This window comes from Halochromatium salexigens, assembly GCF_016653295.1.
Classification (GTDB): domain Bacteria; phylum Pseudomonadota; class Gammaproteobacteria; order Chromatiales; family Chromatiaceae; genus Lamprobacter; species Lamprobacter salexigens.
Map to the genome: position 1 here is coordinate 15266 of NZ_NHSF01000026.1, position 13872 is coordinate 29137.

Here is a 13872-nt window from a genome sequence, read left to right on the forward strand (position 1 = left end):
GTGTCCCGTTCAGAATTGCAATTCGTTAGCCAGCTGCTGCAGCCTGCCGCGTACCGAGGCGTCGATGACGACGTCATCGGCACGCACCTCGAGACCGCCGATCAAGGTGGGGTCGTCTTCGACCGTCAGCTCCACATCGGCGCCGAAATGGCGCTTCAGCGTCGAGCGCAGGCTCTCCTGCTCGGCGTCCGAGAGGGCGTAGGCGCTGCGAACCTGGATGTGGCGCACGCCCTGAGCCGCCGTCTTGCGGGCCTCGAACAGACGCGCCAGATCCGGCAGGATGCTCAGGCGCTCGTTCTCGGCGAGCAGACGCACCAGGTTCTGGACCTCGACGCTCAACCCCTCGCCGACGACGCCAAAGATCAGGTCGAGCAGCGTGCTATCGCTGAGATTTGGATTTCCGATCTGCGACGCGACCTGGGAGTCGGCCACGATGGCGGCGAGCTTGTTCAGCGCCGCCGACCAAGCGTCCAGAGTGTGACCGGCCTGGGCCACCTCGAAGGCGGCCTCGGCGTAGGGTCGCGCGATGGTTGTGCTGTCTCCGGCCATCGACGTGTCCTAAAGCTGTTTCGCGAACGAGTCGAGCAGCGCCTTGTGCGCACTGGCATCGACCTCTTTCTCAAGGACCTTCTCGGCAGCGGCCACGGCCAGCGTTGCCATGCGCTCGCGCAATTCCTCGCGCGCCCGATTGGTCTCCTGCTCGATCTCGGCGTGCGCGGCCGTCCTGATGCGCTCGGCCTCGCCTTGCGCGTCACGCTTGGCCTCGTCCATGACCTCGTTGTAGCGCTTTTGCGCCTGCGCGACGATATCGGCCGCCTTGGTCTTGGCCGCCTTCATCTCTTCGAGCGCCTTTTGGCGGCCGATCTCTTGCTCTTGCTGGCCGCGTTCGGCAGCTGCGAGCCCTTCGGCGATCTTGGTCGCCCGTTCGTCGAGCGCCTTCATGATCGGCGGCCAGACGTATTTCATACAAAACGCCACGAAGACCGCGAAGGCGATCATCTGGCTGATCAGGGTCAAATTGATGTTCATCCTATTGCCTCGTTGGGGGACGCGCGGTGAGCGGTGCTGTCCGTCCGGGACGAGACGAGATCAGAGGGCGAACATCGCGTACAGACCCATCGCGATGGCGATGACTGGCAGCGCGTCGGTCAGGCCCATGACGATGAAGAACTGGGTGCGCAGCATCGGGATCAGCTCGGGCTGACGCGCGGCACCTTCCAGGAAACGACCACCGAGCACACCGATGCCGACACCGGCGCCGATGGCACCCAGACCCAGCATCAGACCGGCCGCGACGATGATAAGAGCTTCTGCGATTTCCATTTGAATTCCCCCTCGGGAGACTGTGTTGTGTGAAAGGAAGAGATCAGTGATCGGTCTGATGCGCCATGTCCAGATAGACGATGGTCAGCACCATGAAGATGAAGGCCTGCAAGGTGATGATCAGGATATGGAAGATCGCCCAGGCCAATTGCAGTGCCCCGCCACCGAGGTCGAGCACCAGGTTGTGACCGTACATCAGCGCGACCAGGATGAAGATCATCTCACCGGCATACATGTTGCCGAACAGTCGCAGCGAGAGCGAGAGCGGCTTCGACAGGAGGCTGATGCCCTCGAGGATGAGGTTGGCCGGCAGGCCGAACTTGCCAAACGGGTGCAAGGTCAGCTCGCCGACGAAGCCGCCCACGCCCTTGACCTTGATGCTGTAGTAGAGCACCAGGAAGAACACCGCCAGCGCCATGCCGAAGGTGATGTTCGGATCGGTGGTCGGCACCACACGCATGTAGACGTGATGTGGATCGGCACCGAACAGCCCCATGAACTGGCCAAAGGCCCAGGGGATCAGATCCACCGGCACCAGGTCCATCAGGTTCATCAGGAAGACCCAGGCGAAGATGGTCAGCGCGAGCGGGGCGACCATGTCGTTCTTGGCGCTGAACGAGCCGCGCACATTCTCGTTGACGAAGTCGATGACCCATTCGATGAAGTTCTGCGCCTTGCCGGGCACGCCGGCGGTGACGTTCTCCGCCACCTTGCGAAACCCGATCAGGAAGAGCACGCCAAGACCGATCGACCAGAGCAGGCTGTCGACGTGCAAGGCCCAAAAACCCATGGCCGCCGCTTCCTCGGCATCGTGGGCGAACACCAGACCCTGGTCCGGGAGCCAGCCCAGCGTCAGGTTGGTCAAATGGTGTTGGATGTAGTCGCTGGCGGTAAGCTCTGCAGTGGCCATCGATGAGGTCTCTTCTTAGCTGTTCGAGCGTGCATCCGGGCGCTGGGCGACGATCGCTGGCACGATCTGGACCGCCAGATAGGCACCAAAGAGTGCCAGCGGATTCAGATCCTCCATCGTCGCGAATGCCAGGCCGAAAACGGCTAGGGCTATTGCAATCTTCGCAAGCTCAGCACCATAGATACGGGCGAGCAACTGACCCGGCTCTCGCGCCCGATAGCGCTGAAAGACACGGTAGGCGAAGTACCAATTCGCGAGAAGGCAGGCGGCAGCGCCCATCGCCGCCGCGAGCATCGCATTTTTACCAAACGGGAATACCACGGCAACGGCCGTTGCCGCAGCGATGACTTGCCAGACGAGCAACCGTTTGAGTTGCACGCGGTCTGGAAGATCCAGTCTTTCCGTTTTGGTTGAAATTCGGCCGCCCTCCTAAAGCTGGCGAAGTATAAGTTCCTCTGAATATACCGGTCAACGTCGATAGACCGTCGGATGCCGACATCAAGGCTGAAACGGCCCGTCGAACGCGATTCGCGAAGCCGGGTGAACGAGATAAAATTGCTTACTAATCAAAACCTCAGCAGTGCCCACTAGGGCTCGAGCGAACACCGGTCTTCGTGATATCGATAGAAACCATCGAGATTACCTATACTCGTCGTGGCGACTGGACACCGCTACTGGATTACTGGATATGCGCCAGGATGCCGTCGAGTTCATCCAGGCTGTTGTAGTTAATCACCAACCGCCCGGTGCCCTTGTTGCCATGCTGGATCGCCACCCGCGCCCCGAGACGCTCGGCGAGATCGTCCTGAAGGCGGCGGATATTTGGGTCCGGATCAGGTTGGGAACGGGTCCCCTCCGGCGCCTCGGCATCGGCCTGGACCCGACGTATCAAGCGCTCGGTCTCGCGCACCGAAAGTCCGCGCATCACCACCTGCCGCGCCACCTCGACCTGCACATCGCCGCGCACCCCTAACAGGGCGCGGGCATGCCCCATCTCAAGGCCCCCCTCGTCCAACAGGGTCTTGACCCCGTCCTCGAGTTCGAGCAAGCGCAGCAGATTGCTGACCGTACTGCGGGACTTGCCCACCGCCTCGGCCACCTGCAGATGACTGAGGCCGAAGTCATCGAGCAGGCGACGCAGCGCCCCGGCCTCCTCGAGCGGATTCAGATCATCGCGCTGGATATTCTCGATCAACGCGATCGCGAGCGCGGCCTGCTCGGTGACCTCGCGCACCACCACTGGAATGCGATCAAGGCCAGCCTGCTGACTCGCGCGCCAACGCCGCTCGCCGGCAACGATCTCGTAGCGATCAGGTCCGACCGGACGCACCACGATGGGCTGAATCACACCTTGCACGGCGATCGAATCAGCCAGCTCCCGCATCCGCTCTTCATCAAAATCCCGCCGCGGCTGATAACGCCCGCGCTGGATCCGATCCAGCGCCAGCTCGCGCACCGGCTCGCCGATCACGGGTTCGATCAGCGCATCGGCATTGGTCGGCGCCTGCTCCGGATTCGATGCCAGGGCCTCCGCATCGCGCGCACCGCCCAGCAGTGCGTCGAGCCCTCGGCCCAGCCCTTTTTTCTTTACAGCGGTCATCGGCGCTGAGACTCCAAGCTGGCGAGACGTTGGCGCATGCCGCTAGGCCGCACTCGGCGTCCGCTCACGACGGCGCAGCACCTCGCTGGCGAGCGCTTGATAGGCAACCGACCCGCGCGAGCCACGATCATAGAGCAAGGCCGGGAGCCCGTGGCTGGGGGCCTCGGCCAGACGGACGTTACGCGGGATGATTGTGCGATAGACCTCGTCGGTGAAATGGCTCACCAATTGGGTCGAGACCTGATTGGCGAGATTGTTGCGCGGATCATGCATGGTGCGCAGGATGCCCTCAATGCGCAGCCCGGGATTTCGGTTGCTGCGGATCTGTTCGACGGTATCGAGCAACGCCGACAGGCCCTCGAGCGCGTAGTACTCGCATTGGATCGGGATCAGCACCCCATCGGCGGCAACCAGCGCGTTCACCGTCAGCATATTCAACGACGGCGGACAATCGATGAGCACGACCTCATAGGCATCGGCAACCCCGGCGAGGACCTCTGCTAGGGCACGCTCACGCTGCTCTGATTGCATCAACCCGACCTCCGCTGCGGTCATATCGCCATTCGAGGGCAGCAGATCAAACCCCGGCGCCGGCGCATCGAGCCTCCGCACGCACTCGGCAAAGCCGGCCTCGCCCATGAGCAGATCGCAGCCGGTGCGCTCGAGTTCGTTCTTGGCGATGCCGACACCCATGGTTGCGTTGCCTTGGGGGTCGAGATCGATCAACAGCACGCGCCGACCCGCTGCGGCCAGGGACGCGGCCAGATTCACCGCTGTGGTCGTTTTACCGACACCGCCCTTCTGGTTGGCGATGGCAATGGTTCTGATACTAGCCATGGATACTGCTGCCGAGGGGGACCTCAATCAGGGAGCGCTCGCCGTCGATGCCAGGAACAACGAGAGGATGGATACAGGGTTCAGCGAGCCGGGCGTCGGCCGCTGCGGCGTCAGTGGCTGAAAGACATGTAAGCAGACTGTTCAGCTCATCTTGGGCCAAGCGACCTTTCAGCGCCAATAGGCGGGCATCGTCACTGGCCATGTTCTGCGCGCCGCGATAGAGGTCCGGCAAGGACGCCAGGGCGCGGGCGACAATGGTAGCGAATTTGCGCGCCGGCCGGTACGTCTCGAGCCGACTCTGGATCACCTCGACCTGATCGAGCCCAAGCTCCAACACCGCCTGGCGCACGAAGCGCGTCTTCTTGCCGTTGCTATCCAGCAGGGTAAAGGCCAGCTCGGGCCGGGCGATCGCCAGCGGAATCCCCGGCAGCCCGGCCCCGGTACCGAGATCCAGCACCGGCCCGCGCCCGACCCAGGGCAACACCGCCAGGCTATCGAGCAGATGGCGCGCCACCTGCTCGCGCGGATCGCGCACGGCGGTCAGGTTATAGGCCCGATTCCAGCGCGCGAGCAACTGCACATACTGCACCAACTGGTCACGCGCCGTCACATCTAATGCCTCGGTGACAGCCGGCGCCATGGCCGCCAGCCCCGCATCCAACCGCGCCCGCAGCTCGGGCGCAGCCGCCGCATCATGACCCGCTCGCGTCGACACCTCAAGCACTCAGGCGCTTCAGATGGATCAGCAACAGCGACACCGCCGCCGGCGTCACCCCCGGAATCCGCGCCGCCTGCCCCAGCGTCGTCGGTCGCACCCGCCGCAGCTTCTCGCTGACCTCGGCCGACAATCCCCGCACCTGCGCATAATCGAAATCCACCGGCAGCGAGCGCGTCTCCTGACCACGTTGACGCGCGATCTCATCGTGCTGGCGCGCCAGATAGCCGCCGTAGGTGGCCTGGATCTCGACCTGCTCGGCCATCGCGCAGGCGTCCGCATGAGGACTGGCGTCGCTCCCCGAGGTCACCGCGAGCGGGTCACCGATCTCGGTGCAGGCGACCAGCGCCCGATACGTCACCGCCGGGCGCGCCAGCAGCTCCAGCGCCCGCGCCTCGCGCTTGATCGGCTCGCCGGTGCGCCGCTCGACCTCGGCCGCCAGCGCGGTGCCCGGTCGCACCCAGCAGGCGCGCAGGCGCTGCTGCTCGCGCGCGATGGCCTCGCGCTTGGCCTCGAAGCGGCGCCAGCGCGCATCATCCACCAGCCCGAGCCGGCGCCCGGTCTCGGTCAGGCGCAGATCGGCATTGTCCTCGCGCAGCATCAGCCGATACTCGGCGCGGCTGGTGAACATCCGGTACGGCTCATTGGTGCCGCGTGTGATCAGATCATCGACCAGCACCCCGAGATAGGCCTCGTCCCGGCGCGGCGACCAGGGCGCAAGGTCGCGCACCTGACGCGCGGCGTTGACACCCGCGAGCAGGCCCTGGGCGGCCGCCTCCTCATAGCCGGTGGTGCCATTGATCTGGCCAGCGAAGAACAGCCCCGAGACGCACTGGGTCTCGAGCGAGGGCGCGAGATCGCGCGGATCGAAGAAGTCGTACTCGATCGCATAGCCGGGGCGGGTCAGATGTGCCTGCTCGAAGCCCGGGATCGAGCGCACCAGCGCCTGCTGCACATCGAACGGCAGGCTGGTCGAGATACCGTTCGGATAGACCTCGCCGCTCTCGAGCCCCTCCGGCTCGACGAAGAGCTGATGCGAGGTTTTGTCGGCGAAGCGCACGATCTTATCCTCGATCGACGGACAGTAGCGCGGGCCGATGCTCTCGATCACGCCCGAATACATCGGCGAGCGCGACAGCCCGCCCCGGATGATCGCATGCGTGCGCTCAGTGGTGCGGGCGATGTGGCAACTGATCTGGCGCGGATGCTCGCCGGCACTGCCGAGATAGGAGAACACCGGCACCGGCGTATCGCCTGGCTGCTCGGCGAGCTGGCTGTAATCGATGCTGCGCGCGGCGATGCGCGGTGGCGTGCCGGTCTTCAGTCGCTCGACTCGCAAGGGTAGCGCGCGCAGACGCGCGGCCAAGGCATTCGCCGGCGGATCACCGGCGCGCCCGCCTTGATAATTGCTGAGCCCGATGTGGATCTTGCCGCCGAGAAAGGTGCCGACCGTCAGCACCACCGTCCGCGCGCGGCACTCGAGCCCCATCTGGGTGCGCACGCCGACGACGCGCTCGCCCTGCCCCGTGGACTCGACCAGCAGATCATCGACCGCCTGTTGGAACAGGTCCAGATTCGGCGCGCTCTCCACGGCAGCGCGCACCGCCGCGCGATAGAGCGCCCGGTCGGCCTGGGCGCGGGTCGCGCGCACCGCCGGCCCCTTGCGGCGATTCAGCACCCGGAACTGGATACCGGCATGATCGGCCGCGCGCGCCATGAGCCCGCCCAGGGCGTCGATCTCGCGTACCAGATGGCCCTTGCCGATGCCGCCGATGGCCGGATTGCAGCTCATCTGGCCGATGGTCTCGATATTGTGGGTCAGCAGCAGGGTGCGCGCGCCGACGCGGGCGGCGGCCAAGGCCGCCTCGGTGCCGGCGTGGCCGCCACCGACGACGATGACCTCATACTCGTGTTCTGCCCACATGCGTCTCGGTTCCTCTCGCGGCGATCCGCCATGATAATGCGAATCCACCGGCGATGGGGGCAGCGATCACGCCCGACGGTTTCAGCCGCTCACCCGCAGCTTCTGACCGACGCGGATGGTGTTGTCGTTCGGGCTGATGTGGTTGAGCTTGCGCAGCTTATCGACCGAGATGCCGTTGCTGACCGCGACCCGGTAGAGGGTTTCATCGGGCTTGACGACATGATATTTCACCGGCGCGCTGACCGATTTGGTCTTACCGGCCGGCGTTGCGGTGTCCTGCTTAGACGCAGTGCTCGCCGACTCGCCCGCCGAGCCGGTTTCGTGACGCGCCGCCAGCGTCGCATTCGAGGGCGCGCTGCTCCGATCTCGATAAGCCGGCGGTTGCGCGGCCACCCGCTCTATGCTCCCGGCCGGCAGCCAGACTGTACTCCCAGCCGGCAGGTGGGCACGACCATCGACCGCCCGCTCGCGCCAATGCAGATTCAAGCGGGCCAAACTTGCCGTGGGCACGCCATAATGACTGGCGACCCGCTGGGCAGGCATCGCGGTCCGCAGCACCAAGCGATCATGCGATAAAGGCTCCTCGAAGCGCACGCCTTCCGGGAAGTAGCGCTTGGGATGCTCGGCCACCTCGCGCGCGGCGACGAAGGAGGCGTAAAAATTGCGTGAGGCGAAGCCGAAGGCACGGCCCCTATAGTGCTTCACGATCTCGCCGATATCATCGCCGTGCTGGGCCTTGGCGTTGGCCATGCCGCCCTTGCCATGGTTATAAGAGGTGATGGCGAGCGGCCAGTTGCCGAGCTTGCGATGCGCTGCTGACAAATAGCGCGCCGCACCATCGGCACAGGTGATCGGATCCAAACGCTCATCGAGGGTGCGATCGACGCGCATCCCATAGTCGCGACCGGTGGCCGGCATGAACTGCCAGATACCGGCCGCGCCCACGCTGGAGCGCGCATGCGTCTGGAACGAGGACTCGACATGCGGTAGGTAGGCGAGATCCTCGGGCACCCCCTTGGCGCGCATGATCTTACGGAATTCCGGATCATAGCGGCCACTGATCTCAAGCCCACGCTTGAAGCGCTCGCGCACGCCGCGCTGGCTGCGCAGCCGCTGCGAGGCGCCGTAGACCGCATCCTTGCCCGCACCCTCCTCGATCTTGGCCAGCAACTGCTTATCCGCGGCGCTGAGCGGTGCGCGCTCGCGCACCTTATGCTCGAGCGCGCGGAGCCGATCCCGGTGGAACGCCCGGCGCGACTTCACCCAGGCACGTTGCTCATTGGTGTACCCTTCTTTGATTGGGCCCGGGAGTTCGGCGACCTCATAGATCACGCCCATATGCTCGTTGTCGTGAAAGGCGACCTGACCCCGGCTCCACACTCCGTAGACATGACGCCAGAAATCGACGTTGGGCTGGATGTCCTCGGGGACCGGGAATGGGCCAGTGGTGTCGTAGTTGACCTTGGCAACGCCATCCCCGTACAGATTCACCCCACCACCACAGCCACTTAACGCGAGGACCGCCGCGATAGCGAAGACGAAGACAACCCTTGAGGCTATCCTTGGGGCCATTGCAGAGGCAAACGCTTGAGCAAACGTTTGGCCGGGCAGTGAAGCCGGGCTCGGATTGAGCCGACCGGTAAGACCTCTATACGATAGGATGCTGTTACTCGTCGGCTTGCTCATGACGGGACCAAGGCCTCCTCGGGTATTCTGAGCGAAAACAAAAGGAATCCTCGCTTACCTGAAGCCATTCCGCAAGTACTGACGAGGATAGAATGCGCATCCATCTTTTAAGCGTCGGACGGCGTATGCCCGTTTGGGTCGAGGCCGGTTTTAGCGAGTATGCCAAACGTCTGCCCGCGAGCTGCGCGCTCTCGTTGGTCGAGATCGAACCCGCTACGCGTAGCAAGGGCTTAAGCCGCGGCCGCGGCAAATCTGGACAACGCGCGCAGCTGTCGTCGGCGGAGCGCGCCCGGCTGCTTGCTGACGAAGGCGAGCGGGTGCTGAAAGCGATCCCGAACAACGCGCTGGTAGTCGCTTTGGATGTGCGCGGCCGCGCCTGGAACACCGAGACGCTCGCCGCCAAACTTGAGAAGTGGCTGGCAAGCGGACGCGACCTGGCGCTGCTGGTTGGTGGGCCGGATGGGCTCGCCGATGCCTGCTTGGCGCGCGCCGAGCGGCACTGGTCACTTTCACCGCTAACCTTCCCGCATCCGCTGGTGCGTGTCATCCTGGCCGAACAACTCTACCGCGCCTGGACCCTGACCCAGGGCCACCCTTACCACCGCGGAGCTGAATAACGCATCCTTCGAGGACTCAGCCATTGGCGGCACCGTCGATCGACCTCTATCTAGCTTCCAGCTCGCCGCGGCGCCGCGAACTGCTCGCGCAGCTGGGTCTGCGCCCGGGGATCGTGGTCGCCGACACTGACGAGACGCCAGCGCCGGACGAAACACCCGCAGCCTATGTCACCCGCATCGCACAGGCTAAAGCGCGCGCGGGCTGGGCAACATTGACCGAGCCAGTCCGCCGACCCTTGCTTGCCGCCGACACCGCCGTCGTCGTGGACGATCATATCCTTGGCAAACCCGTGGATGCCGAGAGGGCGCTGCAAATGCTAGCCTTGCTCTCGGGCCAGAGCCATGTGGTCCTCACCGCGGTCAGCGTGCTGAGCGCGACCGCCGGTTCGGGGCAGCGGCACGAACCGGGCGCATGCGCAACATCCGGCCAAGCGCTACGGGAACGTCAGGTCCTAGTGCGAACCGAAGTCAGCATGCGCCCCATCACGCGCAACGAGGCCCTAGCCTACTGGGCCAGCGGTGAGCCGCGAGACAAGGCCGGCGCCTATGCGGTGCAAGGCCGGGGCGCGATCTTCGTCGAGGCGATCAGCGGTAGCTACAGCAATGTGGTCGGACTGCCGCTGTTTGAGACGGCTAGGCTGTTGCGCGAGCACGGCATCGACCCACTCGCCGGCTAATCGGCGGTTGCCTAATGAGACCAAAACCCATGCCAGCGAGCCATTCTATCGCCGAGCGCGCGGCTCAACGATGAGCGAAGAAATCCTGATCAATGTCACCCCGCCGGAGACCCGCGTCGCGGTGGTCGAAAACGGCGTGGTGCAGGAGATCATCATCGAGCGTGCCCAGCGCTGCGGCCTGGTCGGCAGCGTTTATCGTGGGCGTATCTGCCGCGTGCTACCCGGCATGCAGGCCGCCTTCGTCGAGATCGGCCTAGATCGGGCCGCGTTCCTGCACGCCTCCGACATCATGACCATCGAGGGCGAAGCCCGCAGCGAGCACATCACCAGCTTGGTCAAGGAGGGTGATCCGATTCTGGTGCAGGTCGTCAAGGACCCGCTTGGCAGCAAGGGCGCGCGCCTGACCACCAATATCTCGATCGCCTCGCGCTATCTGGTCTTCATGCCTCGGCTCGGCAACACCGGCGTGTCGCAGAAGATCGAGGACGATGACGAGCGCAAGCGTCTGCGCGAAGTCTTGCAGACTTATGTTGACGATCACGAGGGGATCGGAGGCTATATCGCCCGCACCGCTGCCGAGACTGTCAGCGACGATGATCTCTGCCGTGATATGGCCTTCCTGGCCAAGCTCTGGAATGGCATCCGCGAGCGTGCCGCGAGCACAAGCGAGATCGGCCTGATCCACGATGATTTACCGCTGGCCTTACGTGCGCTGCGCGACCTAGTGACGCCCGAAGTCGAGCGGGTGCGGATCGACTCGCGCGCCACCGTCGATAAGGCGCGCCCGTTCGCGGTCAAGTATATCCCGGAGATCGTCGACCGCATCGAATACTACAGTGGCGAGCGGCCACTGTTCGATCTCTACGGCGTCGAGGACGAGATCCAGAAGGCCCTGCAGCGCAAGGTGCAGCTCAAATCCGGCGGGCATCTGGTGATCGACCAGACCGAGGCGATGACCACCATCGATGTCAACACCGGCGCCTTCGTCGGCCACCGCAACCTCGAGGAGACCATCTTCAAGACCAACCTCGAGGCGGCGCAGGCGATCTGCCGGCAACTGCGGCTGCGCAACCTCGGCGGCATCATCATCATCGATTTCATCGATATGACCGATGAGGAGCACAAGCGCCAGGTCCTGCGCGCGCTCGAGAAGTGCCTCGCGCGCGATCATGCCAAGACCCACATCACCGAGGTCTCGGCGCTCGGCCTGGTCGAGATGACCCGCAAGCGCACGCACGAATCGCTCGAGCATATCCTCTGCGAGCCCTGCCCCTGCTGCGGTGGGCGCGGCTCGCTGAAGACCGCCGAGACCACCTGCTACGAGATCTTTCGCGAGATCCTGCGCGAATCGCGCCAGTTCGAGGTCGAGCAACTGCTGGTGCTGGCCTCGCAAGAGGTTATCGACCGACTGCTGGACGAGGAATCCGGTCATCTCGCCGAACTCGAGGAGTTCATCGGCAAGCCGATCAAGCTCCAGGCCGAGTCGCTGTATACGCAGGAGCAGTACGATGTGGTCCTGATCTGACGCCGGAGGCCGAAGTGCCGAGTGATTAACGTCGGTTAAGAAAGCCAGAGCAGATGACGCGAATCCTTCATTGGCTCTTCCAAGGTGCGATTGCCACAATTGCCGCCGCGATCATCGCATTGGCGATCCTCTCGATCGCCGTGCGGCTGCTGCTTCCGCACGCCGATGGCCTGCGCGAAGACCTGGTCGAACGTCTCGGCGAGACTCTGGGCGTTGATGTCGAGGTCGGCGCCTTGTCGATCCGCTTGCGCGGGCTCTCGCCCGAACTCAGGTTCGTGGACGCACAATTGCTCGCGCCATCTGTGGCATCAGCGTCGGCCACGCCATCAGCATCAGCTGCGTCCGCCATACCATCCGTGCCGTCGGCATCAACTGCACCATCTGCATCGGCCGCGCCGGCCGAGGCATCGAATGAGCCGTTGCTCGCCGCGCAAGCGCTGAGCGTCGATCTCGATCTCGTGGCATCGCTCGTGGCCCGGCGGCCACGGATCAAGGCGGTTACTCTCGTTGGCGCCGACATCCACGCGCACCGCGACGCCGAGGGGCGCATCCGCATCCGCGGACTCGAGGCGATGCAGGGCAATGATGCACAGGCGCTCGCGTTCTTCTTGCGCGAAGGCCGCGTCCGGTTGCTCGACAGCCGGGTCAGCTGGCACGACGCGGACACCGAAGCACCAGCCCAAACGCTGTTCGTCGAGGTCGCCGAACTCGTCAATCAGGGACGGCGCCATGACCTGCGCGTCCGGGCCCGCACGACTGATGTTGCCGACAACTGGGTGCGGATCGGAGCGCGGATCAGGGCGCGGACCGGGGCGCCGATCAAGGCGCTGCAACTGCTCGCCAAGCTCGAAGGGCCAGCGGCGCATCCCGAGCGCTGGTCCGGTCGTCTCTATCTCAAGGCCGAGGGGGGCGATCTGGCGCCGATCGCCAGCGCGTCAATGGCGACGAACAGGCGGGCCGCCGATAGCTTCGGCCTGCACACCAGTGACGTCCAGGTCAAGAGCTGGAATCGGCTCGAGCAGGGGCGCCTGACCGAGTCCCTGGCAACGATCGGGATCGCGGGGCTCGAACTCGAGGGCGATGATGCCCGCGCGGCGCTCCAACTCGGCAATCTGTCCGGGCTCGCCCGCTGGCAGCGGCAAGCCGAAGGCTGGCGGCTGGACATCCGGGAACTCAGGCTGCCCGGCAGCGGCGCATCGTCGCCGACCTCAGCCACGCTGCGCTACCGCCGCGCACCAGCTCGAGATGACGCTATCCCCGCTGCCAAGCCCGCCCCAGCGGCGCGCCTGTTCGCAGCCATTGGCGCGCTCCCGATCGGCCCGCTCGCCGAGTTCGGTGCACGGGTCATTCCCGATCTCCCGGAACCTGTCAGCGCACTTGCCGAAGGCCGCATCAGTGGACTGGCCCGCAACCTCGCCGTGCATCTGCAACTGCGTCCCAATCCGACCGATCCAGGGCTACCCGCCCTTGCCGATTGGCGCCTCAAGAGCACGATCGACGACCTGGCCATCAGCGCCGGCACCCAGATCCCGCCCTTCTCCGGACTCGATCTCGACATCGATCTGAGTCCAACGGGTGGACGGGCGCGCCTTGGCGGACGTGATACCCAGCTCGACCTGCAGCCGCTATTCGCCCAGCCCCATCGGTTCACCGCGCTGGATGGCGCCTTCGCCTGGCGCCTGATGCCGGCCGGCTCGATCCATCTCTGGACCCACGCCTTGCGTGCCGAGACCGCCTACCTCGAGACCCTGACCCGGCTGAGCCTCTGCGTGCATCCCTCCGGCGCCAATCCGTTCATCGACCTGCACACGCATCTGCGTGACGGGCGCATCGAGGCGCTTGCGCAGTGGCTCCCGGTCGGAATCATGGATGAGGGGCTCACGGACTGGCTGCTGAGGGCCATCGTCGATGCGCATCTGGAATCCGGCGATCTGCTGCTGCGCGGCCCGCTCGATCGGTTCCCATTCGATCGCCAGGAGGGGCGCTTCCTGTTGGCGCTGCGCATGGTCGACGGCGTGCTCGACTACGGCGGCGGCGCCCAACCCGCCGCGCCCCAAC

14 protein-coding genes are annotated in these 13872 nt (G+C 64.9%); 4 read left to right on the plus strand and 10 right to left on the minus strand.

Going from position 1 to position 13872, the window contains the following annotated elements; all coding sequences use genetic code 11:
• Positions 1 to 9: 9 nt before the first annotated feature.
• The 10 genes from CCR82_RS04845 to CCR82_RS04890 all read right to left on the minus strand — a co-directional run bounded on the left by CCR82_RS04845 (position 10) and on the right by CCR82_RS04890 (position 8800).
• Positions 10 to 549: a F0F1 ATP synthase subunit delta gene (locus tag CCR82_RS04845; RefSeq protein WP_201244283.1), complete on the minus strand. Its 540-nt coding sequence runs from the start codon at positions 547 to 549 to the stop codon at positions 10 to 12.
• 9 nt (positions 550 to 558) lie between these two features.
• On the minus strand, positions 559 to 1029 hold the full coding sequence (locus CCR82_RS04850; protein WP_201244284.1) for a F0F1 ATP synthase subunit B: 471 nt from the start codon (positions 1027 to 1029) through the stop codon (positions 559 to 561).
• Between the two features lie 60 nt (positions 1030 to 1089).
• Entirely contained in the window at positions 1090 to 1323 is a 234-nt protein-coding gene (gene atpE, locus CCR82_RS04855) for a F0F1 ATP synthase subunit C (RefSeq protein ID WP_200246175.1), read from the minus strand.
• Positions 1324 to 1366: 43 nt separating this feature from the next.
• The gene (gene atpB / locus CCR82_RS04860; protein ID WP_201244285.1) at positions 1367 to 2233 is read right to left on the minus strand and encodes a F0F1 ATP synthase subunit A; all 867 of its coding nucleotides are present in this window, start codon (positions 2231 to 2233) and stop codon (positions 1367 to 1369) included.
• Positions 2234 to 2248: 15 nt separating this feature from the next.
• Positions 2249 to 2611 (minus strand): ATP synthase subunit I, encoded by a 363-nt coding sequence (locus tag CCR82_RS04865; RefSeq protein ID WP_201244286.1) that lies wholly within the window; start codon positions 2609 to 2611, stop codon positions 2249 to 2251.
• A gap of 301 nt (positions 2612 to 2912) precedes the next feature.
• Entirely contained in the window at positions 2913 to 3833 is a 921-nt protein-coding gene (locus CCR82_RS04870; RefSeq protein ID WP_201244287.1) for a ParB/RepB/Spo0J family partition protein, read from the minus strand.
• 42 nt (positions 3834 to 3875) lie between these two features.
• Complete coding sequence (locus tag CCR82_RS04875) at positions 3876 to 4670, minus strand: ParA family protein (protein ID WP_201244288.1); 795 nt, start codon at positions 4668 to 4670, stop codon at positions 3876 to 3878.
• The gene (gene rsmG / locus CCR82_RS04880) at positions 4663 to 5385 is read right to left on the minus strand and encodes a 16S rRNA (guanine(527)-N(7))-methyltransferase RsmG (protein WP_201244289.1); all 723 of its coding nucleotides are present in this window, start codon (positions 5383 to 5385) and stop codon (positions 4663 to 4665) included. The genes CCR82_RS04875 and rsmG overlap by 8 nt, the downstream gene beginning before the upstream one ends.
• Before the next feature lies 1 nt (position 5386).
• Positions 5387 to 7309 carry a tRNA uridine-5-carboxymethylaminomethyl(34) synthesis enzyme MnmG gene (mnmG, locus tag CCR82_RS04885; protein ID WP_201244290.1) on the minus strand — a complete coding sequence of 641 codons (1923 nt, stop codon included), beginning with the start codon at positions 7307 to 7309 and terminating at the stop codon, positions 5387 to 5389.
• Between the two features lie 81 nt (positions 7310 to 7390).
• Complete coding sequence (locus CCR82_RS04890) at positions 7391 to 8800, minus strand: lytic transglycosylase domain-containing protein (protein WP_338073101.1); 1410 nt, start codon at positions 8798 to 8800, stop codon at positions 7391 to 7393.
• A gap of 287 nt (positions 8801 to 9087) precedes the next feature.
• On the opposite strand from CCR82_RS04890, the gene rlmH reads away from it, so the two are divergent.
• The 4 genes from rlmH to CCR82_RS04910 form a co-directional block, all read left to right on the plus strand.
• A complete protein-coding gene (rlmH, locus tag CCR82_RS04895) occupies positions 9088 to 9612 on the plus strand; it encodes a 23S rRNA (pseudouridine(1915)-N(3))-methyltransferase RlmH (RefSeq protein WP_201244292.1) in 525 nt (174 codons plus the stop codon).
• 23 nt (positions 9613 to 9635) lie between these two features.
• Positions 9636 to 10289, plus strand: a complete 654-nt coding sequence (locus CCR82_RS04900) for a Maf family protein (protein ID WP_207190922.1) — start codon at positions 9636 to 9638, stop codon at positions 10287 to 10289.
• Positions 10290 to 10359: 70 nt separating this feature from the next.
• Entirely contained in the window at positions 10360 to 11814 is a 1455-nt protein-coding gene (rng, locus tag CCR82_RS04905; protein ID WP_201244293.1) for a ribonuclease G, read from the plus strand.
• Between the two features lie 53 nt (positions 11815 to 11867).
• Positions 11868 to 13872, plus strand: a 2005-nt coding sequence (locus tag CCR82_RS04910) for a YhdP family phospholipid transporter (RefSeq protein ID WP_201244294.1), incomplete at its 3' end; no start/stop codon positions are given.